Below are 24,209 nucleotides of genomic sequence, written 5' to 3'. Positions count from 1 at the left end.
GTGAATCGCAATCACGGCGGCGTGATGGCTATCCCCTCCTTCTTGTTCACATCATCACGCGTGAAGACAGCTGGAATAAAACCAGAACATGACCTATGGCCTTCTGCACCCGGAATCATTAGATTGGCCTGATGACAAACAGTTTCGATGACATTCCGTTCTTCGATGAGGAACCGGAGAATGCACCGCGCCGCAAAAACTCAGCCGCCCCTGCCGCTCAAGCGCCAGCAGGTGGTCTTGGCATTGCCGCACGGGCCATGGCCGCGCGCGATCAAAACCGTGCGCCGGATTATCTCTCAGGTCTGAACCCTGAACAGCGCGAGGCAGTCGAGACTGTCGATGGACCGGTTCTGGTTCTGGCGGGCGCAGGCACGGGGAAAACCCGCGTTCTGACCACCCGCATAGCACATATCCTTGCAACGGGCCGCGCCTTCCCCAGCCAGATTCTGGCGGTGACCTTCACGAACAAGGCAGCGCGCGAAATGAAAGAGCGCATTGGCGTTCTGGTGGGCGGCGCGGTGGAAGGCATGCCATGGCTTGGCACATTCCACTCGATAGGCGTCAAGATTCTGCGCCGCCATGCCGAGCTTGTCGGCCTTCGCAGCGACTTCACCATCCTCGATACCGATGATGTTATTCGCCTGATCAAGCAATTGATCCAGGCAGAAGGCATGGACGATAAGCGCTGGCCAGCACGCCAGTTTGCCGGAATGATCGATGGCTGGAAGAACAAGGGCCTGACACCAAAGGACATACCGGAGGGCGATGCCCGTGCTTTCGGCAATGGCAAGGGCCGCGAGCTTTATGCAGCCTATCAGGCGCGTCTGAAGACCTTGAACGCCTGCGATTTCGGCGATCTGCTTCTGCACCCCATCGATCTGTTCCGCCGCAACCCGGACCTGCTCAAGGATTATCACCAGAAGTTTCGCTACATTCTGGTAGACGAGTATCAGGACACAAACACCGCCCAATATATGTGGCTGCGCCTTCTGGCCCAAAGGCCCAAGGACGTGCCCCAGAACGTGTGCTGTGTGGGGGATGACGATCAGTCTATCTATGGCTGGCGCGGCGCGGAAGTGGATAACATCCTGCGCTTCGAGAAGGATTTTCCCGGCGCCAAAGTCATCCGGCTGGAACGTAATTATCGCTCGACCGAACATATCTTGGGTGCAGCCGGTCACCTGATCGCGCATAATGAGGGCCGTCTTGGCAAAACCCTGTTCACCGAACGCACCGATCCCGATGACGAAAAGGTCATCGTTCACGCGGCATGGGATTCGGAAGAAGAAGCACGGGCGATTGGCGAGGAAATCGAGCAGCTTCAGCGCAAGCAGCACAAGCTGAACAACATGGCGATCCTCGTGCGCGCCTCGTTCCAGATGCGCGAGTTCGAAGATCGCTTCGTGACCCTGGGTTTGAATTACCGGGTTATCGGCGGTCCCCGCTTCTATGAGCGTCTCGAAATTCGCGATGCCATGGCCTATTTCCGCCTGACGTGCCAACCGGCGGACGATCTTGCCTTTGAGCGGATCATCAACACGCCGAAGCGCGGACTGGGTGACACGACCGTGCGAACTCTGCACGATTATGCCCGCGCCCGCGATATTCCCATGCTGGCCGCGGCTGCTGACATCATTGAAACGGATGAATTGAAGCCGAAAGCGCGCAAGGCTCTCTTCGATGTGATCCAGAGCTTCAAGCGCTGGAGCGAACTGCTTGAAACGACACCGCATGTGGAGCTGGCCGAACAGATTCTGGAAGAATCCGGCTATACTGACATGTGGAAGAATGACAAATCCGCCGAGGCACCGGGCCGGCTTGAGAACCTGAAGGAACTGGTTCGTTCCATGGAAGCCTTCGAGAGCATGCGCGGTTTTCTCGAACATGTCTCACTGGTCATGGATGCCGAGCAGAACGAGGACATGGATGCCGTATCGATCATGACGCTGCATTCCGCCAAGGGCCTGGAGTTTGAGACCGTGTTCCTGCCCGGATGGGAAGAGGGTCTCTTCCCACATCAGCGGGCATTGGATGAAGGCGGCCGCTCCGGCCTCGAAGAGGAACGCCGCCTCGCCTATGTCGGCATCACCCGTGCCAAGCGACGCTGTCATATCTGGTTCGTTTCCAATCGGCGCATTCATGGTCTGTGGCAATCCACCATGCCATCGCGTTTTCTGGATGAATTGCCGCCTCTGCATGTGGACGTGGCGGAAAGCGATTCTGCCTATGGCGGCTATGGACGCGGCGGCTATGGCCAGTCTCGGTTCGACAAGGCCGACCCCTTTGCCAATTCCTATTCCACCCCCGGCTGGAAGCGGGCGCAGGCTAACAAGAGCGATGCGACACGCGATAACTGGGGAAGCCGCTCCGGCCATGCGGTCGAGCGCATCGGTTATGGCGAGAGTGGACCGAGGGGGCGCACGATCGATGGAGAGCTGGTGGCAAAATCGGTCGCTGCCGCGCCTTCCCGTTTTTCGGTGGGCGACCGCGTTTTCCACATCAAGTTCGGCAATGGCAACATCGCTGCCATTGAGGGCAACAAACTCACGATCAATTTCGATAAGGCTGGTGAGAAGCGCGTTCTGGATGGTTTTGTAGAGAAGGTTTGAGAGGCGCCCTGTCGGCGTTTTCTCATCTGCACTTTGTTAAAGCAGACAGAGAGAATTTCCGCTTAAACCTCCAGCTTTAAAGTCATAACCTCCACCAGAGGTGGAGGTTTGAAACGCTGCGCTTGAACCGCTAGAAGCGGTTTTGCTATAAGTTAGTAGCTGCGATTAAAGAGGTCGGCAAAGTCGGAAGCTTTGTCGGCATTTTCTTGATTACGGATATACCGTCTGACGACCTGCTCATCGTGCCCAGCCGTGGACACGTAGTATCCACGCGCCCAAAAGTGATAGCCTTTGTAGCGCCGTTTGCGGGCATATTTATTAGCGATGTAAAGCGCAGTCTTGCCCTTCAAAAAGCCCACAATATGGAAACAGAGTACTTCGGCGGGATCGATATCAGCATGTGTACATGGTCGGGCATAAGATGCCCTTCGTGGATCTCGCATTCCTTTTGTCGAGCAAGCCTATGCAAAAGCTCAGCCAATTCACGACGTACGTCCCCGTAAAGGCGTTTCGTCCGGTATTTGCTTGCAAAAACGATATGGTACTTGCAGTCCCACGTCGCATGCGATTGCGATCGTTCTTCCATAAAACCTCCGTTTGACGTCTCGCCCGCGCTAACGGTCCAAGCCGGAGGTCTCTCCACCACGATGTAAAACTCGTCCAGTCCTCCACCGTAGGTGGAGGTTTACTTTGATTACAACGAAAATGCCCCGGATGAGCCATCCGGGGCATTTCTCGTTGAATTGGAAAGGGCAATCAGCCATCCCGCTTGAAGTAGTCCGCCAGCGTGCGGCGCGCCCCGTCGCTCTCCTTGCCGGAAGCGGATACGGTCGTTGCTGCTGCACCACCGCCTCTCAGGTTCAGCTTGCGAAGCGCTGCGGCCGGAATTGTGCCGTTGTGACGATCCACGATGATCATGTGCGTGACTTCACCGCGCTGGAACGCCTTGAGGAACTTGTCGTAATTGGCGAAAGCCACGCAGCCATGGGAATCTCCGCGCGTTCTCAAGAGGTAGCTGTGGGCGAGAAGACCGGTGCGCCCAAGAGGGTTGATACCATCCGTTGGCGTGAGGCGAATGGCGGCGACGCCGTGGAACAGCTTTTCGCGCATGGAAAGGCGGTAGGTGCCGGGCGGTGTAGGCCCACGCATTTTCACATGCGTATACTTCGGATTGTCGCGCATCTCACCGATGCCGGAATGCGCCTCGAGCTTTTCTCCGCTCGGCATGTGAACGACGCCGTTGGAAATGTCATAAATTGCAACCTTCAAGCCACCCGTGCCACGATCCGGCCATGGAACGCTGCGAGCCGGGGTTTCCTTCAACGGGTTCTCCGGCTTGGCAAATGCGAGTGCCTTCGGTGCCTCGTCTTCATCGTCTTCCTCAAGAGCAGCAGGCTTGACGGCGGGCTTTGCCACATTCGCAGGCGCAAGCGCCAAAGCGAGCGCATTGGAAGGTGGACGACGGATGGGTAGAGGTCCGGCCATCGGTAGACCGTCATCTGAATCTGCTTCCATAGCACCGGCTACAGCCAGTTCCGCCGGGCTTTGTAAATCGGCAACTTCCACACTGCCCTCATCCGCATTGCCTCGCGGTGTGGCATCCCAGGCTGTCTGTGTGGGAGGCGCAATGAGAACGGTTTCATCCAGCGCTGCCGTTAATACCGATTTCATTTCTTCGGCAGTGGGGCGCTTGGAGGCCAGCTCTGTGAATTGCTTGTCTGCTTCGGCCTTTGCCAGGGCGGCAGCAATGCCGGACTTGACTGCATGTTCAGCCGGAACCTGTGCATTCATGTAGGCCAGATGAGCACCTTCCAGCCGTGCCGCCTTTTCTGCCGCGCCGCCGCCGAGCCTTGAAAATTTGGAGATCTTCAGGGCACGCTCGGCTGCAGAAAGCTGAGCAGCAACGATGGGCTTCAGATCCAGCGAGGCGCGTAACTGATGCGAATAGTCCATGGGCTTGATGCCACCAATGCCCTGCACTGTCGCAAGCGCGCCCATCATCCAGCAGCCGACAGCCAGACCGGCACCGAGTGCGAGGGTAGCCTTGATGAGACCGTGAGCGGCGGAGGCCTCTGGCTTGCGGCGCCGTGAGTATGATTGAACGGCACGTGCCGTTTCGAATGCCACTGCCATGATACGCGTCACCCTTTACCCGCTACTCGAACAACCGGCGAATACTGCTCTACGCCGGGATACCAAGTCCGGCCCGCTTCACGGCCCAATGGGGCAGCGTGATTCACATAAGCCAGATGCGGATAAGGATGACGAATTATGGTAACCAATGTGTTTACAAGCCCCCCCTCGCAGTTCTCATTTTCATTATAAAGCGATACCGCCGGAAGTTTAGCCAAAATGCGGCAAACCGGCGGCAACCGCGCCAAAACGCCGCATGTCAGCAACTTCCGGTGGTTATATCGCTTCCTAACCGTCCGATTTTAGGACAGAACTGCGTTCGAAAAAGAACCAGGGGCGCAAGCGAACGCCGATCACGTTTCCGGCAAAAGCAGCAATGGCCCAGAGATAGCCATGCAAACTTCCCGAGGCGATGCCGGAGAAATAGGCACCGATATTGCAGCCGTAAGCGATTCGCGCTCCGTATCCGAGAAGCAGACCGCCAACGACGGCAGCGAGCACAGACCGCAACGGGATATCCAGCGACGGGGCAAAGCGGCCTGCCAGCGCTGCCGCCAGCATGGCACCGGCGATGATGCCAAAATCCATGATGCTCGTGATATCGGCAAATACACTCTGCGAAAGAGCCTTTGCATTGGCGGGTGTCTGCCAATAGGCCCACTGCGTCGGATCAATGCCGATCAGTTGCGCGCCCTTTGCACCCCAGAGCGCAAAGGCGGAGGTGATGCCCCAGGGGCGACCGGCAATGGCAAGGGTCAGGAAGTTCAGCGCCACCAGTGCAAGCGCACCGGCAACCAATGGCCACGGACCGCGCAGATAGCGTTGCAGACCATGCCGAGGCGAGGCAGGCTCCTGCTCCAGTTGACCGCGGCGCTTGCGCTCCACCACCACCGTGATGGCCGCAATGGCCGCGAAGATTGCAAGCGAGACCGCAATGCCGCCCCAAGGACCGAAGGATTGCCACAGCGCCGTCGGCGGAACCGAAGGCAGGCCCACCCACCAGTCGAAATGAATGGTGCCGAGCAGCGAGCCGACGATAAAAAACAGCAAGGTCACCAGCATGCGGGCATTGCCGCCGCCTGCCGTGAAAAGCGTGCCGGAGGCGCAGCCGCCGCCGAGCTGCATGCCAATGCCAAACATGAAAGCACCGGCAATGACACCGAGACCGGCGGGAGAGATATTGCCCCGCACCTCATGGCCAAACAGCGTTCCCGATGACAGGAATGGGAAGAAAAGCAGCACCGCCAGGGCAAGCAGCAGCATTTGCACACGCAGGCCGCGGCCGCGCCCTTCCGCAATGAAGACGCGCCAGGCGGAGGTGAAACCGAAAGCGGCATGATAGAGCGCGATGCCGAGCCCGCCGCCGATAAGGAAGAGGGCACCGTGAGCCGGACCATAGGCTGCGCCAAGCGCCAGAGTACCTGCGACGAGAACGATCAAAGCCGCAAGTCCCGGCGCACCGAGCGGCGGCAGACTGGAAGCCTGCGGCACGGAAGACGTGGAAGCAATAGACATGAGAATCTCCTGATATGCCTCAGGATGTAGGATGAATGCCCCTTCCGGACGAGGAACGCTGTTCCATCTTCAGGCTTCAGGGAGAAAAGACGTGCTCGCAGCCAGTGATCTGCCCCGGCCTCGACTTCAAACTTGATCACGCGCCCTGCCCTTGGCATGGTCTCATCAGAAACGACAAAACGGGAGGGTAAGATGCGGGCTCTGTTGCTCATCGACATTCAGAACGGCTTTTGCCCTGGGGGCAACCTGCCAGTGCCGGAGGGCGATGCGGTGGTGCCGGTTGCCAACCGCCTCGTGAATGACGGCCCCTATGACCTGATTGTCGCCTCGCAGGATTGGCATCCCGCAAATCACGGCAGCTTCGCCTCCCAACATGAGGGAAAAAAGCCGTTCGAGATGGGAGAGCTTTCCGGCAAGCCGCAAATCATGTGGCCGGACCACTGCGTCCAGGGAACAGCGGATGCGGATTTCCATCCCGACCTCGATCTGGAGAAGATCGACTACATCCAGCAGAAGGGTGAAAATCCGGCTGTCGACAGTTACTCAGCCTTTCGCGATAACGACCAGGCTGCCGTTACCGGCCTTGCCGGGTATCTGAAGGCTCAACTGGTGACCGAACTGGACATTTGCGGACTGGCTACGGATTACTGTGTGAAATTCTCAGCCCTGGATGCGCGGGAAATGCTGCCCGACATCAAGGTGCGTTTCATCGAGGATGCCAGCCGCGGCATTCAGGAAGCCGATGTGAAGGCAGCGATAGAGCAGATGCGCGCTGCCGGGGTTTCCATATGCCGCAGCGCGGATATTCTGGCTGACTGATCCTTTCCTGCGGTTGATCGACCTTGCCGGTGCATTCGAAACTGGTTAAACGCTGCGCATTACCGAGGTTATCCCCATGCGCAGCACTGCTTTCTGGCAAGGTCTCCGATCAGGTTTGATTGTTGCCCTGTCCACCACCCCCTTCGGTCTCCTGTTCGGCGCAATCGCCGTGGAGGGAGGTATGGGGCCAATGCAGGCAACCTTCATGAGCGCCATCATTTTTGGTGGTGCCAGCCAATTGGTGGGGGTGCAGCTTTTCGGCTCGCACGTGCCAGCCTGGTTGATTGTCCTCTCCGTCTTTGCGGTCAATTTTCGCCACATCCTCTATTCGGCGGCCATAACACCCCTCGTATCCGGGTTCAGCCCGCTCCAGAAAGCCTTTGGCTTTTTCTTCCTCACCGACCCTCAATTCGCCGAATCGGCCGAGCGGATGGACAGGACTGGTAGACTGGAGCCGAGCTGGTATTTCGGTGCAGCCTTCATCATCTATATCGCCTGGGTCGGCAGTTCGGCGCTTGGCGCCATCTTTGGCCAACTTATCGGCAATCCGGCCGCCTGGGGCTTCGACGTTCTGCTGCCGGTTTACTTTCTGGGTCTGGTGATGGGCTTCCGTAGACGCCCCCTGTTTGTTGCTGTCGTCCCGGTCAGCGCAATCGCCTCCATCATCGGAATGCATACGGTCGGTTCACCCTGGCACGTCAGCATTGGCGCTCTTGCCGGGATCGTCGCTGCCCTTCTGCTTCACAAACCGAAACCCACCGAAGCACGAGAAGGAGCAGAAGCATGACTGCCGATATGCGAATGGCTCTCATTATCCTGGCGGCAGGCCTTGCAACCTACCTGACACGCGTGGGCGGCTACCTTCTGGTCAGCAATATCAAGAATATGCCGCCAAGGCTCGAAACGGCCTTGAACGCCGTTCCCGCCGCGGTTCTGACCACGCTTGTTGCTCCTGCCTTCTTCGATGGCGGCATGGACCTCAAGGCCGCTATGCTGGTGGCGTTGCTGGTCGGCTTTCGCAGCCACGGCATCCCGCTCATCATTGCAGGATGGGGAACGGCGCTGCTGCTTCGCCATTTCTGGCTGAGCTAAACGGCGTCACTCCCCCATATGCTTCAAACCGGCTGCGTTGCCTTTTCCAGCCATGCGAGAACGGCCGCGTCCGAGATCAAAGGCGAGAGCTTTGTGCAAACTTGTGCGTGATAGGCATTCAGCCAATCGCGTTCCTCTGCGGTCAGAAGCTCCGGTAGAACGAGACGCAGATCGATGGGGCACCAGGTCAATGTCTCGAAGCCCATCATCGGCAGATCGCCACCGTCGACTGGCGTGGGTTCCGTTACGTAAATCAGGTTCTCGATACGAATACCGAACGAACCGGGGCGATAATAGCCCGGCTCGTTAGACAAGATCATGCCCGGCAGAAATTCCTGCGTGGAAAGCCTCGCGATCCGCTGCGGCCCCTCGTGGACGGAGAGGTAAGAGCCGACACCATGCCCTGTTCCATGGGCATAATCCGCCCCCGCCTTCCAAAGCGCAATGCGCGCCAGCGGATCGAGATCGCAGCCCCGCGTCCCCTTCGGGAAACGTGCGGCAGAAATCGCAATCATGCCCTTCAGCACCAGCGTGAAGAAGCGTTTCTGCTCCTGCGGCACCGCGCCAACAGCAACCGTCCGCGTAATATCGGTCGTGCCATTGACGTATTGCGCACCGGAATCGATCAGGAAAAGCTCGCCCGGCAGAAGTTTGCGGTCCGTTTCCGTCGTCACACGATAATGGATGACCGCGCCATGTTCGCCCGCGCCTGAAATCGTATCGAAGGAAATATCCTTCAGCGGGTTCTGCATGGCTTGGCCCATTCTGGACCGGAAGGCTTCCAGTTGAGATACACTCTCGATTTCAGAGACCGTGCCCGGCTGTTGCTGGTCCAGCCAATGGAGGAAATGAACCATGGCAGCACCGTCCTGCACATGGGCCTCGGCGGAACCGCGCAGTTCCACTGCATTCTTGATTGCACGGGGCAAGCGGGCAGGATCGACCGCTTCGACAGCGACGCCGCCATTGCCTTCGATAGCCCGCTTCAAGGCCAGAGGCGTGGCTTCGCCATCCACCAGAATGCGGCCACCACCCGTGCTGATTTCGGCAAGCCGCGCGACCAGATGCTCGGGCGAGGATATGTTCGCCAATGATGCCGCATGGCTTGCCGCCTCCCCCGCCAGCTTGCGCCGATCGATGAATATTTCCGCCTGACCCGCTGCGGTGATGATGGCCCGCGCAAGCGGATGCGGGGTATGGGGCACATCCTGCCCGCGAATGTTGAAAATCCAGGCAACGGAAGAGGGATCGGTCACAAGCAAGGCATTGGCATTATTGTCCGCCACAGCCTTTGCCATTTCCGCGATCTTCTCGGCGGCAGGTTTACCGGCATGAGCGTCATGCTGAACACTGACTGCACCCAGAGGCTCCGCCGGGCGATCGGTCCAGATCAGATCGAGTGGATTCTCCTCCAGCAGAACCAGGCTACCGCCGCATTGCTCCAAGGCCTTTTCCAGCCGCTTGACTTCCGCACCTGCATGAAGCCACGGATCAATACCCAGGCGGAAGCCTCGAGGCGCCTTCTCCGCAATCCAAAGATGCGGCGGCTTTCCCACCAGATCTCCCGGCGTGAAGGTTGCTGCATCCACCTGCTGCACCACCTGCGTGGTGTAACGTCCATCCACGAAGACTACCGCTTCCTCACGCATGATCAGAGCCATGCCCGCCGAGCCGGTAAAGCCTGTCAACCATGCGAGGCGTTCGGCTGATGCCGGAACGTATTCGCCCTGATACTCATCCGCGCGCGGCACGAGAAAGCCATCGATCCCCAGCGCATCGAATTTTTCGCGAAGAGCCGCAACGCGGGCAGGCCCAGCTTGCGGATTGGATGTCGTTTCGAAGGTCTGGAACATGAATGTCACTTTCGCAGAAGGGGACTTAATCGGAACAGCGCTCAGCAGCCGTGGCGGAGATGGATCGTTACCCAGCCGTTACGCCAGATCGTACGCACATGGCCAAGCCCTGCCCCGCTATAGGCGGCAATGACCTTCCACCTTTGGCTGGCCAGAATGCCGGACAGAATGACATCGCCACCGGGCGCAAGATGCGTCACCAGCTGGGGAGCCATCTTGATCAGCGGGCGGGCCAGAATATTCGCGATGATGAGATCGAATGGCCCATGCGTGCTGAAGGCCGGCGAATGGAAACCGGGCGCAGTGACGAAATCCAGGCCGGAAACAACACCGTTCAACCGCGCATTTTCCCTTGCAACACGGGTTGCGACAGGATCGATATCGGTTGCCAATACAGGGATATTGCGAAGCTTTCTGACGGCAATCGCCAGCACGCCGCTGCCCGTCCCGAGATCCAGCGCATTGCGCGGAGAGCGGGCGCGCATAACGCTGGCGATCACTTCCAGGCAGCCAGCCGTTGTGCCGTGATGGCCCGTACCGAAGGCTTGACCGGCATCGATTTCGATTGCCAGATCGCCGGCCTTCACCTTGTCGCGATCATGGGAACCATGAACAAGGAAGCGCCCTGCCCGCACGGGCTTCAGCCCTTCCAGCGACTTCGCGATCCAGTCGATATCCGGGAGCACCTCCCGCTCGATCGGCAAGGAAGGATAGGCGTCTTGCAAGACTTCCCTGAAACGCTGATGAACCTCGTCCTCTTCGGCCAGCATCATATAGATGGAGGCCTCCCAGCGATCTGCCTTTTCATCGATCTCGGTGGTGCCGATCGCATAATCCTCTTCGCCAAAGCAGAAGGAGAGCCTCTCCAGAATATCTTCGGATTCCCGCTCGGTTACGGTCACGAAAAGGCGTAGTTCGCTCACGGGTCAACTCTTTCTGCAACTGGCCGCATATGCCTCCGCTGCTCAGCAGGAGAACGAATGCGCGCATGACGGACGCAAAGCACAGGGCATGCCAACCCGGCCACCCGCGCTCAAGATTTTCAGGGTCAGCAATGCCACAAAAGCTTCTGTTGCATCAAGCGCCAGCTTTCACCGGACGCTTCAGCCTTTGATCAGATTTTCAAGCTTCTTCAGAGCCGTATCCGGGTTCTCACCATAGGAAATGGTGCCGGAAAACCGACCGCCGTTATTCAGAAGAAAAACAGAAGCAGTGTGATCCATGGTGTAATCGCCGGAGGGATTTTTTTCATCAACGGGTACCTTGCGGGCGTAGACGCGAAAACCCTTGATGACTTCGGCAACGCGATCCGGCGGACCGGAAATGCCCGTTACGCGATCTGTGACGTTAGAGACATAGGTCTTCAACAGCTCCGGTGAATCACGCTCCGGATCAACCGTAATGAAGTAGGCGTTGATTTTGGTGCCGTCGGGATCAACCTTGTGGAGCCAGCCATTCATCTCGAACAGCGTTGTCGGGCAGACTTCCGGGCAATGCGTAAAGCCAAAGAAAAGCGCAGTCGGCTTTTGCTGGAATGCTTTTTCCGTGATCGGCTCACCCGTTTGCGAAACCAGCTGGAAAGGAACGCCAAACGGTCCTTCAGCGATTTGCTGCTTGCTGCGGCTCATTTCGAAAGTCAGCCAGCCCAGTATCAAAGCCATACAAACAACGGCAACCCATAGAACAATTCGCACGCTTCGCATTGAACCCTCGCAACCGCTTTCACGCCTATCACGGATCGGCGGCACCTCTTCCTGACGGCGCAAACTAGAGCTTCCGGCGCAGCGCCGCAACGGCTTCGCTCGCGTCAACCTGGCATCGCGCGATTTTGTCTCATGCCGGTGGCTACTACGAATGAAACTGGAAATGCACGTTACATACACCAGACGGCAAGGCTTTCTGCCATAGCAAGGAACAGGGCCGAGCCATTCACGACCCAGCCATACAAGCCTAGCAACAAAACCGAAAAGCAAATCAGAGCGCCGAGCAAAGCTGCGAAGCGCCCAGCCTTGGAACAGGATCCCGTTTCAGCTTTTCTCGAAGTAATCATCAGTAATTTTTAGTAGATCCGGTTATTTTACATTTAGCGAATGATTAACGCGTTGCTGCCAACTTCTATCGGTAGCGGCATAAATTTTCCGATTACCTTCATCCGCGAAACCACGCGGAGCCATGATAACAGCTTGGCCGATGAGTGCCAATCAGGTGTCACACGGAGTTCGATTGACAAAATGTTGAATGCGTCAGGCAAACACGGAATGACAGTCAACCAACGGCTACTGACGCTGGGCGTCACGGCGTTTCTCGGAATGGGCGCCATCATCGGTGTCGGCTGGTTCGAACAATCGCTGGCACAACGAAGCCTCGACGAGGCAGCCACGGTGCGCCAGTTCGCCAGCAAGGCCGACAGCCTTCACTCAGCCTCTCTTGAACTGACACTTGCGGCGATGGATACCATCATCGACAAGGATGAAGGTGCCGTTCAACCTGAACGCGTTCAAAAAATCAAGGAAAGCACTACGCTTCTGAGGGCTTCCTCGCAGGAAGTTGCAGCTCTCGCTGCCGCTATAAACAAACCGGAGCTGGCGCAAAGTTATAGCAAGTTGGCCGGCGAATTAAGCCAGCAGGTGGAAACAGAACTTCCGCGCCTAGTGGCAAGCCGCGCCTCGGTAGAGGAATTCGCCAAGGTCGACGATGTTATTGATAGCAGCGGCGATGAGCTTACGGAGTTGCTTGCCGTCCTTTCTGCAGAGGGCAAGTCACTGGCCGACGCCAAAACCCAGGCCGCACAGGATAAAACAGAAGAAAGTGTTCTGTTTCAGTTTCTCTGCGGCGGACTGGCAATGATGCTAGTCGGAGCCCTTCAATACACCCAGGGCGGGGCCATTCGGCGCGCGCTCTCCGGCATTGCCAGCAGCATGCAGCGCATTGCCGATGGAGACTGTGAAACGCCAGTAGCAGGCACGGATGGCCGCGATGAACTAGCCTCTATGGCACGTAGCACAGAGCGTTTTCGCCTGGCTGCGTTGGAAAAGCTTCGCCTTGAACAGCAAAGTGCGGAAGATCGGCAACGCATGGAGCTTGCCAGCCGCGAACGATTGGCAAGTCAGGAAGCCGATTCGGAATCCATACGCTTTGCGACGCAGGCTCTTGCCGAAGGTCTCACCCGGCTGCGCGACGGCGATCTAAGTGTTGAATTGAAGCAGCCTTTTCGTGCGGATCTCGAACCTATCCGAGCAGATTTCAACCGCCTGACGGAGCAGCTTCGCGCTGTCATGCAAGAAATCAACCAGAGCTCCTCATCCATTCAGGCCAACTCCCAGCAAATGCGTTCTGCGGCAGATGATCTGGCCAAACGTACCGAACAGCAGGCCGCTTCACTGGAAGAAACCTCCGCAGCGCTGGAGCAGATTACCCGCACCGTTCGCACGGCGACCGAGCGCGCGGAGGGAGCAAGCAAGATGGTAAGCAACGCGAAGGATTTCGCCGAAAGTTCTTCACATGTGGTCAATGACGCCATGGCTGCTATGGAACGAATTGAGCAAGCCACAGGCGAGATCGGAAAGATCATCAACGTTGTCGATGAAATCGCCTTCCAGACAAACCTGCTTGCGCTTAACGCTGGCGTTGAGGCAGCGCGTGCCGGAGAAGCAGGCAAGGGCTTTGCCGTCGTTGCTCAGGAGGTTCGTGAACTTGCTGGCCGCGCTGCCGGAGCCGCCAAGGACATCAAGGCGCTGGTGACGCGTTCCAGCACAGAAGTGCAGACAGGTGTGGAACTTGTGAGGGCCACCGGTGACGCTCTTCATCGAATTGGTGACGATGTTCTAAGAATTAATGACGACGTTAGCGCAATCGTAACCTCGGCGCGCGAACAATTCACAGGGCTTTCGGAAATCAATTCCGCAATAGGCCAGATGGACCAGACAACGCAGCAAAACGCAGCGATGGTTGAGGAAACCAACGCATCCAGCCACACCCTGGCTGCCGATGCCGAAACCCTCAGCCGCCTCATGCGCCAATTCCGCGTTGAAGGCAGCCGTCCCGTTGCCGTGCAGGCAAAGGATGCGCCACCGGTTCATAGACCGTCTCCCGCTCGCAACCTGATGAACCGGGTTGCAAGTGCCATCACCAGCAGCGCGGCCGCGAGAGTCATCGCGTCCGACACCAAAGAGAAATGGGAAGAGTTCTAAACATGTCGAACGCTATCAAGCAGTCCGGTGCCTACCTCGAAATCGTTTCCTTCCACCTGGGCGACCAGGAATTCTGCATCGACATCATGGCTATCCGTGAAATTCGCGGCTGGGCCCCGGTTACGCCGATGCCACATACTCCGCCCTATGTTCTGGGCCTGATCAACCTTCGTGGCGCAGTGATTCCGGTCATCGACATGGCCTGCCGTCTTGGCATGAAGATGACAGAGCCATCGGAGCGCGCCGCCATCATCGTTACGGATATCGCCGGCAAGCTCGTTGGCCTGCTGGTCGAGCAGGTTTCGGACATGATGACCATTCGCTCCGAAGACCTTCAGTCAGCACCGGAAATCATTCCCGAAGCACAACGCGCCTTCTGCCGCGGTATCGTTGCTCTGGAAAAGACCATGGTCTGCTTCCTCAACCTCGATACCGTTATTGCGGACGAGCTGGCGCAGGCCGCCTGATCGCAAGACGCTTTGCTGCTGGATGGCACCGCCCTGGTTCGAAAGAACCGGGGCCTTTCCCGTTTATCCAATCGCGCCGTAAATCTGCCTGACCCATATCACGTAAAGGTGCGCAGCAGTTTGGCGAAAAGGAATCGCCAACCTGCGATGAACTCGAAAGCGGCACGCACGACCATAGCTTTTCCGGTTGCTGCGCGATCACCCGCTGTTTGCCATAATCTTCTGCAAAACAGCGTCAGGTCAAATCTGCTCGTCCATTATGACATAAGCCGGTCATCGGCGGTCACTACAGCGGGTGAGGGTGTTGATCTCCCTGTGGATCATCTTTTTGCGGATGCCGCTTCACCGGCGAGCATTTGCGAACTATACCCACTGCGGCTCTCGATTGATGTCATTAACAGCGCACACGGCTTACATATGGATTCGTACTCAAAGGAACGTCGGATGTCTCACGCGGATGATGGCGCACACGGCTTTCCTGAAGAAATCCACTGGCCATCGCTCATCGCGGCCATCTCGGCCATCAGCGCGGTCGGTATCGCCATAGGGCTGGGCCTGCCCCTTCTCAGCGTCATTCTCGACAAGCGCGGAATATCGTCGACACTGATTGGGCTGAACTCCGCAATGGCTGGCCTCGCCGCCATGGTTGCCGCACCGATCACCACCAAGCTGGCGCACAGCTTTGGCGTGGCCCGCACCATGCTGTGGGCCGTGGTCCTGGCTGCTGTCAGCGCGCTAGGCTTCTATTATGCGACCCAGTTCTGGATGTGGTTTCCGCTGCGCATCGCCTTCCATGGCGCAACCACCACGCTTTTCATTCTCTCTGAATTCTGGATCAATGCCGCCGCTCCACCTCGCCGCAGAGGCCTGGTGCTTGGCATTTATGCCACCGTTCTTGCAGTCGGTTTCGCCATCGGGCCGCTGATATTTTCCAAAATCGGCAGCGAGGGCCTGCTGCCATTTGCGGTGGGTGCTTGCGCGATCATGCTGGCGTTCGTGCCAATCTATATCGCCCGTAACGAAAATCCCGTTCTGGACGAAAAGCCGCAGAAGCACTTCCTGCGCTACATCCTGCTTGTTCCCATGGCCACGGCTGCCGTTTTCGTGTTCGGGGCAGTGGAAGTGGGCGGGCTTTCGCTTTTCCCCGTCTATGCCAACCGCTCAGGGCTGGAAGAAGCGCATGCAGCACAATTGCTGACAGTCATGGGCATCGGCAACATGGTTTTCCAGATTCCGTTCGGCATGATTTCCGACCGGCTAAAGGACCGCCGCCCCATGCTCTTCCTGATGGCCGTGGCTGGTCTGGCAGGGGCGCTGGCCCTGCCCTATCTCGTTCACCATTGGTGGCTTATGGCAGCCCTGTTGCTGGTCTGGGGCGGCTGTGTCTCCGGTCTTTATACCGTTGGCCTCGCTCACCTGGGTTCACGACTCAAAGGTTCTGATCTGGCGGCCGCCAATGCCGCCTTCGTTTTCTGCTATGCGGTCGGCACGGTTGCAGGCCCTCAGGCCATCGGCCTTTCCATCGATCACACCGGAAATGACGGATTTGCCTGGGCTTTGGCAGGCTTCTTTGCGCTATATGTGGTGATATTCATCGTCCGTACGGTTTTGAGCCGAGAACGGACTTGACTTTTCGGGCGCGATTTGTAGTTTCGCGCCAGATTTCGCCGTGGACAGCGCTCAGGCATCCGCGGCTTGATTTTTATTAGAGGCAGGAAGACCATGGCGAAAGCTACGACCATCAAGATCAAGCTGCTGTCGACGGCCGATACCGGTTTCTTCTACGTCACGACGAAGAACAGCCGTACGATGACGGACAAGATGACGAAGACCAAGTACGACCCGATCGCTAAGAAGCATGTCGAGTTCAAGGAAACCAAGATCAAGTAATTGATCTTCAGATCCTTCCAAAAAGGCGCGGTGCCATTGGCCCGCGCTTTTTTTATGCCCCTCGCCTGACATCTGACGCGGGCACGCAGAAACCGCCAAAATAGCGCAGAGCAGTTTATCGATCGCATTTGGATTGAACGTCAACAGCACCGGCATGCCATCACCGTTTGGAGTTTTGCCTCCAGGTATCTTTTGACGATCATCAAGACGAAATCCACCCGCACCGCGAGCGGTTCCTCACCGCCTGACCCTCGCTCTCTACTTGTGGAAGGGTCTCAATCTATTGCGGGTACACCACAGGCCCTTCCCCATCCCGGAAGGGCAGACCTAGACACACAGACGTCGACAGAGCGCGTCCAGCAAAATCCGCCGACGGTTTTGTGTGGGCACGCTCTCTCTGGTGCGCTCTTGGCACATTGTAGCTCGGGAACTTACGGATACAACAAGGGATGATTTGGGGGCCGGTCAGCATGCAAAGCGGCACGAGGAACCACTGGAAAGCATGCCGACCGACCGACCCCACGACCCAGGAGATGCGGCGGACCTGAGCATCATGGGGTATTTCAGTTCCATCAGGAACATATTCCGCTGAAGTCAAAATTGCGTAAAAGTGCCAAGAAATCAACCCAATCTTAACCAGCGGCAAAAAAGCCGCGTGACATGGTTAAAACTAAAGTTGCTGCCCGTGAAAAAGCACGGTTCGATTTAACTCTATAAATTCTATCCAATTTCGTCTGAAAATAAAGTCAAAACTCTTCCCGCTTGTATGTTTGCAGCAAGCACCACCAACAGAAAACACGGCAGAATCTCTGGTTTCAGATCCAGGGACAATCAGACGACAGTTTGTCGTCGATGAAGGATAGGGCCATTTCTGGGACGGCGCATTTTGGCACAGATAACGAGTCCGCAGAGCGGCTGGGACAGCTGGCTATTCTTAAGCAGCAGCAGCAACCACCCTATTTCGTCCACTGTTTTTTGCCTCATAAAGCGCCTTGTCTGCACTTTTCATGAGTTGTTCCGGCGTTTCCATGCCTTCGCAGAAGGTCGCAATTCCTAAGGAGGCGGTAATGTGTAACTGCGCGCCCCCCGGCAAGGTGAAGGGAATGGCCTCAATCATTCCGCGCAGGCGCTCTGCAATGGCTGCGGCAGCGGATGCGTCCGTATCAGGCATCACCACGACAAATTCCTCGCCGCCATAACGACAGGCAAGGTCTGCACCGCGCACAGTGGAGCGAATGCGCCGGGCAAATTCCCTGAGAACCTCATCTCCAACATCATGGCCATAGGTATCATTGACGCTCTTGAACCGGTCGATATCGGTGATGCACACCGAAAGCGGTCTGCCGCGAGCGGCTGCCCGGTTGAACAATGTCTTGAGATGATTATCGAGATAGCGTCGATTATGCAGACCCGTCAGCCCATCTGTCACGGCGAGTTCGATGGTCTGGTGCACACTGGAGCGCAGCTTGTCATTATAGCGTTTACGCTTGATCTGCGTCAGCGTGCGCGCCACAAGCTCATTGGGATCAATCGGCCGCATCAGGTAATCGTTTACCCCGAGATCCAGCGCGCGCACGACCAGTTCCTCATTGCCGCCGTCCGTCACCAGCAACAAGGGCAGAAAACGCGTTCGTTCCAGCAAACGTAATTGCGCACAGAGCCGAAGCGGATCGTAATCCTCAATATTGTCGTTGATGATCACCAGATCGAAGGGATTTTCCGCTGCTTCGAAGATGGCCGCCTGGGGATCCGAAATTGCCAGCACCTCGGCGAGCGGCTTCAGCGCCTTGATGATCCGCTCTTGGGAACTGCCGCGACCATCCACCAGCAGCACCTGTCCAGGCACTTCGAAGCTGTCCAGCTTGGCAATATCCTCAAGCCCGATGGTGCGTGCGGTGTCTGCGCGTATTCGCAACTCATCGCTCAAGGTCTTCAATCGAACGAGGCTTTTCACCCGCGAGACCAACTGGAGATCATTCACCGGCTTGGTGAGGAAATCGTCTGCCCCGGCCTTCAATCCTCGCACCCGGTCCGTGGGTTGGTCGAGGGCGGTGACCATCACAACCGGAATATGCATGGTCTTGGGATTGGACTTGAGACGCTCACAGACTTCGAACCCGTCCATGCCCGGCATCATGACATCGAGCAGAATGAGATCCAGATGCGTGTTCGCGACGATTTCCAGCGCCTTGAAACCGTTGTCTGCGGTCAGGACATCGAAGTATTCCGCAAGGAGGCGCGCTTCCAGTAGCTTCACATTTGCAGGAATATCATCAACAACCAGGATCCGCGCTGTCATATCGATCAAACGCCTCAGGCGTCTCCCAGGTAGGTTTTGATGGTTTCCAGGAACTTCGGAACGGAGATTGGCTTGGATACATAGGCTTCGCAGCCGCCCTGGCGTATGCGCTCCTCATCGCCTTTCATTGCGAAGGCAGTGACGGCGACCACCGGGATGACATGGAGCTCATCATCTTCTTTAAGCCACTTCGTCACCTCAAGGCCGGAAACCTCGGGCAATTGAATATCCATGAGAATGAGATCTGGACGATGCTTGCGCGCCAGATCCAACGCTTCCATACCATTGCGGGTCTGGATCGTCTCGTAGCCCGAGGCCTCGATCAGATCGCGGAAGAGCTTCATGTTCAGCTCGTTGTCTTCGACAATCATGACCCGCTTGGGCATCGCTTTATCCTTACATGCCGTCTTGTCCGCCTATATGAGATATAAGCGTCCACATGGCCGATTCCATCATCTCGGTTGGCCGGAGGTTATTCTGATTTGGTTGAAGAAAAGGTAACTTGTCGTCCGATGCGTACCGAACCTGTAAAATCCTGCCTGCCCACACCGGAGGAGACTGCCACCGCGGTTCTGCAATGGTTGGCCAACGAGCCGGAAATGATGAGCCGCTTTCTGGCTCTCTCCGGGCTTCAGGTTGTTCAACTGCGAGACGCCATAAAAGATCCGGGATTTCTTGCGGGCATGATCGACTTTATCATGTCGCATGAGCCCAGTCTTCTGGCCTTCTGTCAGGGGGCAGAATGGAAGCCGGAGGCAGTAACGGCCGCCTGGCATCATTATTCGGGACCCGGCCTGGATTCGGGGCAGTATTGATGAGCGAGATCGTCGATCTGGAGCATGTTCGCCTGACGCAGCGCCCTTTGCTGGTTTGTGACGTCGATGACGTCGTCTTGGAATTTCTATTGCCTTTCGAGGGATACCTCACAAGCCTGGGCCATCGGCTGGTGCAACGCTCCTACCGGCTCCACGGCAATATCCTCTCAACGCTTGATGATCGCCCGCTGGCCGATGACGTTGTGAGCCAGCTTATACTGGATTTCTTTGCAGCGCAGGAAACATGGCAAACCCCGTTTGGCGATGCCGTGCACACCCTCAAGCGCCTGGGAGAACAGGCAGACATTGTGTTCCTCACCGCCATGCCGCCCCGCTTCACAGAGATTCGGCGTCGACTTCTGGATAGCCTCGACCTCACATTTCCGCTTCTGGCAACGGAACGTCCCAAGGGACCGGTCATACGGTCGATGCATGGAGACAGGCAGCTGCCGGTAGCTTTCATCGACGACATGGTTCACAACCATCATTCCGTGGCCGAGCATGTGCCGGAATGTCTGCTTGTGCATCTGATGCCGCAAACGGAGATGCACAAACACGCGCCCAAGCCTGGACCGAATGTCTTGCAGGCAAGTGATTGGCGGGACGTGGAACGTCATCTGCTGGTTCATTTTTCACAGCAAGAGTAGAAACTGATTTGGCTCGGCGCGTTCCTTCAACCAAACGTGTCCGGGTTAAACGCTGACTCAGGCTGCGTCTCATTAAGCTTCGTTAAACATCACCGCGTATCGTTTCAGGACGAGTATTGCGTGTGAGGTTTACCATGTTCAGATCTGTTGCGGCTGCGCTCGCCCTGTTGGCCGGATCGGTTTCACCTGCCGTGGCAGCAACGGATGTCAGAACGCTTCAAATCATCGTCTCAAAGGCCAGCCAATCTCTCGCAGTCTATGACGACGGGGAAGTCATCGCAACCTCACGCGTCTCGACCGGCAAATCCGGCCACGACACTCCAACAGGCATATTTTCCATCCTGGAAAAGCGCAAATTTCACAAATCGAACATCTATTCGAACGCTCCCATGCCATGGATGCAGCGGCTGACCTGGTCGGGCATTGCTCTGCACGAATCGAGCAGTGTGCCGAACTATCCCGCCTCCCACGGCTGCGTGCGTCTGCCTGCTGCCTTCGCCCGCTCGCTTTATCAAATGACTGGCCGCGGCGTGCATGTGATCATCGCCGAGGAGGATGTGCAGCCACGGGCGGTCGACCATGCCTTTCTCTTCCGCCCCGCCAGCACTTCTCAGAACAAGCTGCTCTCCGACGTTCCCTTACGCTCCTCAACCAGCCATGAGGTGACGGAGCAGGTCGAAGTTGCGATGCATATGCCGAGCAAGCCAAACATCAACCCAACCTATGGCAGTGATGCCAGCCGTACGGGCCGTGACAGAGAGCCTCTTAGGATCATGATAACGCGGCGCGGTGAACGGGAACTGATTGCCGACGTTCAGCAAATGCTGACATATCTTGGCTTCGACGCCGGACCCGCCGATGGAATAATGGGAGAAACTACACGATCAGCCATCGCAGGCTTCAAGCGCTGGAAAGAACTGCCCCAGAAGGGACCGCTTCTCTCCGATCCCATGCTGAAGGCACTCTATGCCGCCGCTGCCCGTGAGCCTGCCCCGGCCGGGCAGCTCTTGATCCGCCAGGGCTTTGAACCGCTGCTCTCCGAGGCAGTGGCCATCAAGTCACCGGATGTGGCACTTGGCACACATTTTTATCAACTGACCAAGCTGGATGAAAAGACCGGCCAAGCGCAATGGCAGGGGCTCACCCTGCCCGATCGCCTTCCTGAGGCAACACGTAAGCGGCTCGGGATAACCTCTGACACCCCCACGACTGACGATGTGACGCAGTCCGTGCTCGATCGCATCATCCTGCCCGATCCCTTGCGCAGCAGGATCGAACAGCTGATTTCAACCGGTAGCTCAGTGACGATCACAGACAACGGGCCTAGCCATGAAACGACAAAGGGCACAGACTTCATCACCCTGACCCGTTAAGTGACGGCTTACCAAGGACAAGCAGGCAACTTCGATAGGCTAGAAACGGCAAAATCGTCTGATGCCGCCATTCGGCGCGAAACCACTCCGATCATTGAAGCCTAGGATGTCTCAGACCTTTGGCCGCCATCCTATCTCTGCCGTTGTGTCGCCTTCAACATCAGACCGCCAAGTGTAAGCATAACAGGGCTGTCTAACGCGGGCTGCCTATCAGCGCATGCTGCTCGGTTGCCACCCCATATCTGGCACAAACGTAAAAGCGCCAGAGCGTTTGCTCTGGCGCCTAAAATCAAGTGCTTCGTATGGAGCACGTCAATCAGTCGCTATTCGAGATCAGGCAGCCACGTTGTAACGCTGGCTGATTTCTCCTCCAAGGCGGAATTGAGAGAGCAGTTCCGTCAACTGGCGGGCCTCGGACGCAAGCACCTGGCTGGATGCCGTGGTCTCTTCCACCATCGCCGCGTTCTGTTGTGTCATCTGGTCCATGTGGTTGACCGAGGTGTTGATCTCACCGAGTGCCGCAGACTGCTCGCTGGCCGCACGTGCAATCATGGAGACTTGCTCGTTGACGTGGTTGACCAGATCATCGATCTCTTTGAGCGCTTCGCCGGTTGAAAGCACCAGTTTTACGCCACCCTGCACTTCCTGCGCAGAATTGTTGATCAATGCCTTGATTTCCTTGGCGGCATTGGCCGAACGCTGTGCCAGTTCGCGAACTTCCTGTGCCACGACGGCAAAGCCACGTCCTGCTTCACCGGCGCGAGCTGCTTCCACGCCAGCGTTCAGCGCGAGAAGATTGGTCTGGAAGGCAATCTCATCGATAACCGAGATGATCTGGCTGATCTTCTGCGAGGACTGCTCGATACGCTCCATGGCATCGATGGCTTCCTGAACGATGCCGCCAGAGCGACCAGCGCTCTCCTTGGTTGCCGCAACCATGCGGCTGGCTTCATTGGCACGCTGGGTGGATGTGCGAACCGTGGTGGTGATTTCCTCCAGAGCGGCCGCTGTTTCTTCCAGCGCGGCAGCCTGCTGCTCTGTGCGGCGAGAAAGCTGGTTCGACGCGGAGGAAAGCTCACCTGAGCTATCAGTAATGGTTCCTGCGGCGACACGAACATTGTTCATGGTCGCGCGGAGCGAAGCCATGGTGGTGTTGACGTTTGCCTGAAGCTCAGCAAAGGCACCCTGGAAGTTTCCGTGCATATCCTGCGTCAGATCCTGCTCTGCCAGAGCTGCAACGACGCGGCGAACTTCGGTGATACCGCGATCAACATTCTCGACCAGTTCGTTGACGCCCTTGGCGAAGCGCTTCAGATCTTCATCGTCATAAGATTTTGTAATACGCTGACTGAAATCGCCCGCAGCAGCAGCTGCAACGATGGAGCTGATGGACACCTGGAGATCCTTGCTCTGGCGATGCAGTGCCTGTTCCTGAGCTTCCATTTCCCGCATCTGGATCTCGTTGGCCCTGAAGACCTCGAGAGCGCGGGCCATTTCGCCAATTTCGTCCTGACGATCGGTATCCTCAACCTGTTGGTTCGTGTTGCCGCCCGCCATTTCCGTCATGATGGCGGTCATGCGCCGGATCGGATTGGAGATGCCGCGCCGAGCCACCAGGATGCTGATCGCGACGCCAACGCCAATGCAGATCAGCGCCGTTATCAGAAGAACCGTCATCGTAAGACGAGATTTGTCCAGCGCTTCAGCGCGGGCTCCGGCCAGCGTTTTGGCGGAATAGGTGCTGTAAACCTTGACGGCTGCAGTGACCGCTTTCTGACCGTCCAGGGCCTTATCCAGTGCCGCCTTCATGACCGCAGGGTCTTTGCCCTGAGGTCCTCCGGCTGCAGCAACCATCGAACGAATGCTATCGAAATAGGCCGACAGGCTTGCGCGAATATCAGCCAATTGCTTTTGCTCTTCCGCATCGGCTGTGGCTGCAATCTTTGGCAAGCGATCCAGCATCTCCTTTGCACGCTTTTCCGTCTCAGCAGCGAAATCCGATGCCTTTTCCGGCGCGAATGCGAGCTGATACGTCATGCGGCTGATGGCGATAATGTCAACACGCAGATCCATGGCCTCGCGGGCCACCTCCTCGCGTGCGCCAGTGTCTTTGAGTGAAGATCCAAGGCTTGCGAGACCCTGCGCGCCAACTCCGGCAATTGTAGCTGACGAAATACCCATTAGCGCGACAACCACGCCAATTTTCTTAAGGATGGAGAAGTTTTTCAGGTTCACAGGGGCGGACCTCCAACATGGACGATGCACGACCGACTGCGATTTAGCACATCGGTTGCATTTTGATCACATCTAACGAAGGAAAGTTAAAAATTGCTGATATGCGGCATTTCCCCACCGTTTTCAGGGGGTGCAGGCGTCAACCCTTTATTTTGCCCGCAAGTGATAAAATTGAACGCAGCCCAACAAGTCTTTGACTTTTCTGGCTGATTCGCCTGTCCCCATTTTCCACAGGCAAGAGGCACAATATCTTGTGGTTAAAAATCCATTGC

The 24,209-nt window shown here is 57.1% G+C and carries 19 protein-coding genes and 1 pseudogene; 11 read left to right on the top strand and 9 right to left on the bottom strand.

What is annotated here, in order from left to right:
- Window positions 1-131: 131 nt before the first annotated feature.
- Window positions 132-2,609 carry an ATP-dependent helicase gene (locus tag ACFSE1_RS00240; RefSeq protein WP_377394828.1) on the top strand — a complete coding sequence of 826 codons (2,478 nt, stop codon included), beginning with the start codon at window positions 132-134 and terminating at the stop codon, window positions 2,607-2,609.
- A gap of 152 nt (window positions 2,610-2,761) precedes the next feature.
- Here the strand turns inward: ACFSE1_RS00240 and tnpA are convergent.
- From tnpA to ACFSE1_RS00225, 3 genes and pseudogenes are all read right to left on the bottom strand, one after another.
- A pseudogene (gene tnpA, locus ACFSE1_RS00235) lies at window positions 2,762-3,195 on the bottom strand (IS200/IS605 family transposase).
- Between the two features lie 170 nt (window positions 3,196-3,365).
- Window positions 3,366-4,742 carry a DUF2778 domain-containing protein gene (locus tag ACFSE1_RS00230; RefSeq protein WP_377394825.1) on the bottom strand — a complete coding sequence of 459 codons (1,377 nt, stop codon included), beginning with the start codon at window positions 4,740-4,742 and terminating at the stop codon, window positions 3,366-3,368.
- Window positions 4,743-5,030: 288 nt separating this feature from the next.
- On the bottom strand, window positions 5,031-6,257 hold the full coding sequence (locus ACFSE1_RS00225) for a YeeE/YedE family protein (protein ID WP_377394822.1): 1,227 nt from the start codon (window positions 6,255-6,257) through the stop codon (window positions 5,031-5,033).
- A 192-nt stretch (window positions 6,258-6,449) separates the two neighbouring features.
- Here ACFSE1_RS00225 and pncA point away from each other — a divergent pair, with 192 nt between their 5' ends.
- The 3 genes from pncA to ACFSE1_RS00210 all read left to right on the top strand — a co-directional run bounded on the left by pncA (window position 6,450) and on the right by ACFSE1_RS00210 (window position 8,168).
- Window positions 6,450-7,076 carry a bifunctional nicotinamidase/pyrazinamidase gene (gene pncA / locus ACFSE1_RS00220; protein WP_377394819.1) on the top strand — a complete coding sequence of 209 codons (627 nt, stop codon included), beginning with the start codon at window positions 6,450-6,452 and terminating at the stop codon, window positions 7,074-7,076.
- A gap of 76 nt (window positions 7,077-7,152) precedes the next feature.
- Window positions 7,153-7,863 (top strand): AzlC family ABC transporter permease, encoded by a 711-nt coding sequence (locus tag ACFSE1_RS00215; protein ID WP_377394816.1) that lies wholly within the window; start codon window positions 7,153-7,155, stop codon window positions 7,861-7,863.
- Window positions 7,860-8,168 carry an AzlD family protein gene (locus tag ACFSE1_RS00210; RefSeq protein WP_377394813.1) on the top strand — a complete coding sequence of 103 codons (309 nt, stop codon included), beginning with the start codon at window positions 7,860-7,862 and terminating at the stop codon, window positions 8,166-8,168. Before ACFSE1_RS00215 ends, ACFSE1_RS00210 begins: the two co-directional genes overlap by 4 nt.
- 23 nt (window positions 8,169-8,191) lie before the next feature.
- On the opposite strand, the gene ACFSE1_RS00205 is transcribed toward ACFSE1_RS00210, so the two are convergent.
- From ACFSE1_RS00205 to ACFSE1_RS00195, 3 genes are all read right to left on the bottom strand, one after another.
- Entirely contained in the window at window positions 8,192-10,021 is a 1,830-nt protein-coding gene (locus tag ACFSE1_RS00205; RefSeq protein WP_377394810.1) for an aminopeptidase P family protein, read from the bottom strand.
- 41 nt (window positions 10,022-10,062) lie between these two features.
- The gene (locus tag ACFSE1_RS00200) at window positions 10,063-10,944 is read right to left on the bottom strand and encodes a 50S ribosomal protein L11 methyltransferase (RefSeq protein WP_377394807.1); all 882 of its coding nucleotides are present in this window, start codon (window positions 10,942-10,944) and stop codon (window positions 10,063-10,065) included.
- A gap of 180 nt (window positions 10,945-11,124) precedes the next feature.
- Window positions 11,125-11,724: an SCO family protein gene (locus ACFSE1_RS00195; RefSeq protein ID WP_377394804.1), complete on the bottom strand. Its 600-nt coding sequence runs from the start codon at window positions 11,722-11,724 to the stop codon at window positions 11,125-11,127.
- Between the two features lie 555 nt (window positions 11,725-12,279).
- Here ACFSE1_RS00195 and ACFSE1_RS00190 point away from each other — a divergent pair.
- The 4 genes from ACFSE1_RS00190 (at window position 12,280) to rpmG (ending at window position 16,568) form a co-directional block, all read left to right on the top strand.
- A complete protein-coding gene (locus ACFSE1_RS00190; protein ID WP_417715414.1) occupies window positions 12,280-14,211 on the top strand; it encodes a methyl-accepting chemotaxis protein in 1,932 nt (643 codons plus the stop codon).
- Window positions 14,212-14,213: 2 nt separating this feature from the next.
- Window positions 14,214-14,678, top strand: coding sequence for a chemotaxis protein CheW (locus ACFSE1_RS00185; protein ID WP_377394797.1), 465 nt, complete (start codon window positions 14,214-14,216; stop codon window positions 14,676-14,678).
- Between the two features lie 444 nt (window positions 14,679-15,122).
- Window positions 15,123-16,307, top strand: coding sequence for an MFS transporter (locus ACFSE1_RS00180; protein ID WP_377394794.1), 1,185 nt, complete (start codon window positions 15,123-15,125; stop codon window positions 16,305-16,307).
- Between the two features lie 93 nt (window positions 16,308-16,400).
- Window positions 16,401-16,568 carry a 50S ribosomal protein L33 gene (rpmG, locus tag ACFSE1_RS00175; RefSeq protein ID WP_003587245.1) on the top strand — a complete coding sequence of 56 codons (168 nt, stop codon included), beginning with the start codon at window positions 16,401-16,403 and terminating at the stop codon, window positions 16,566-16,568.
- 934 nt (window positions 16,569-17,502) lie between these two features.
- Here the strand turns inward: rpmG and ACFSE1_RS00170 are convergent.
- Window positions 17,503-18,867, bottom strand: coding sequence for a PleD family two-component system response regulator (locus tag ACFSE1_RS00170; RefSeq protein WP_377394791.1), 1,365 nt, complete (start codon window positions 18,865-18,867; stop codon window positions 17,503-17,505).
- Between the two features lie 14 nt (window positions 18,868-18,881).
- On the bottom strand, window positions 18,882-19,253 hold the full coding sequence (locus ACFSE1_RS00165) for a response regulator (RefSeq protein WP_377394788.1): 372 nt from the start codon (window positions 19,251-19,253) through the stop codon (window positions 18,882-18,884).
- A gap of 126 nt (window positions 19,254-19,379) precedes the next feature.
- Here ACFSE1_RS00165 and ACFSE1_RS00160 point away from each other — a divergent pair, with 126 nt between their 5' ends.
- The 3 genes from ACFSE1_RS00160 (at window position 19,380) to ACFSE1_RS00150 (ending at window position 21,702) form a co-directional block, all read left to right on the top strand.
- Window positions 19,380-19,682, top strand: coding sequence for a DUF3572 domain-containing protein (locus ACFSE1_RS00160; RefSeq protein WP_377394785.1), 303 nt, complete (start codon window positions 19,380-19,382; stop codon window positions 19,680-19,682).
- The gene (locus ACFSE1_RS00155; RefSeq protein ID WP_377394782.1) at window positions 19,682-20,329 is read left to right on the top strand and encodes a hypothetical protein; all 648 of its coding nucleotides are present in this window, start codon (window positions 19,682-19,684) and stop codon (window positions 20,327-20,329) included. The genes ACFSE1_RS00160 and ACFSE1_RS00155 overlap by 1 nt, the downstream gene beginning before the upstream one ends.
- 134 nt (window positions 20,330-20,463) lie before the next feature.
- Window positions 20,464-21,702 (top strand): L,D-transpeptidase family protein, encoded by a 1,239-nt coding sequence (locus ACFSE1_RS00150; RefSeq protein WP_377394779.1) that lies wholly within the window; start codon window positions 20,464-20,466, stop codon window positions 21,700-21,702.
- A 333-nt stretch (window positions 21,703-22,035) separates the two neighbouring features.
- Here ACFSE1_RS00150 and ACFSE1_RS00145 read toward each other — a convergent pair whose 3' ends face one another.
- Window positions 22,036-23,937: a methyl-accepting chemotaxis protein gene (locus ACFSE1_RS00145; protein ID WP_377394776.1), complete on the bottom strand. Its 1,902-nt coding sequence runs from the start codon at window positions 23,935-23,937 to the stop codon at window positions 22,036-22,038.
- Window positions 23,938-24,209: the final 272 nt, after the last annotated feature.

Source organism: Affinirhizobium helianthi, assembly GCF_042680945.1.
GTDB classification, from domain to species: domain Bacteria; phylum Pseudomonadota; class Alphaproteobacteria; order Rhizobiales; family Rhizobiaceae; genus Neorhizobium; species Neorhizobium helianthi.
The sequence above is the reverse complement of the archived record's forward strand: the minus strand, read 5'-3'. Positions and strand labels throughout refer to the sequence as shown.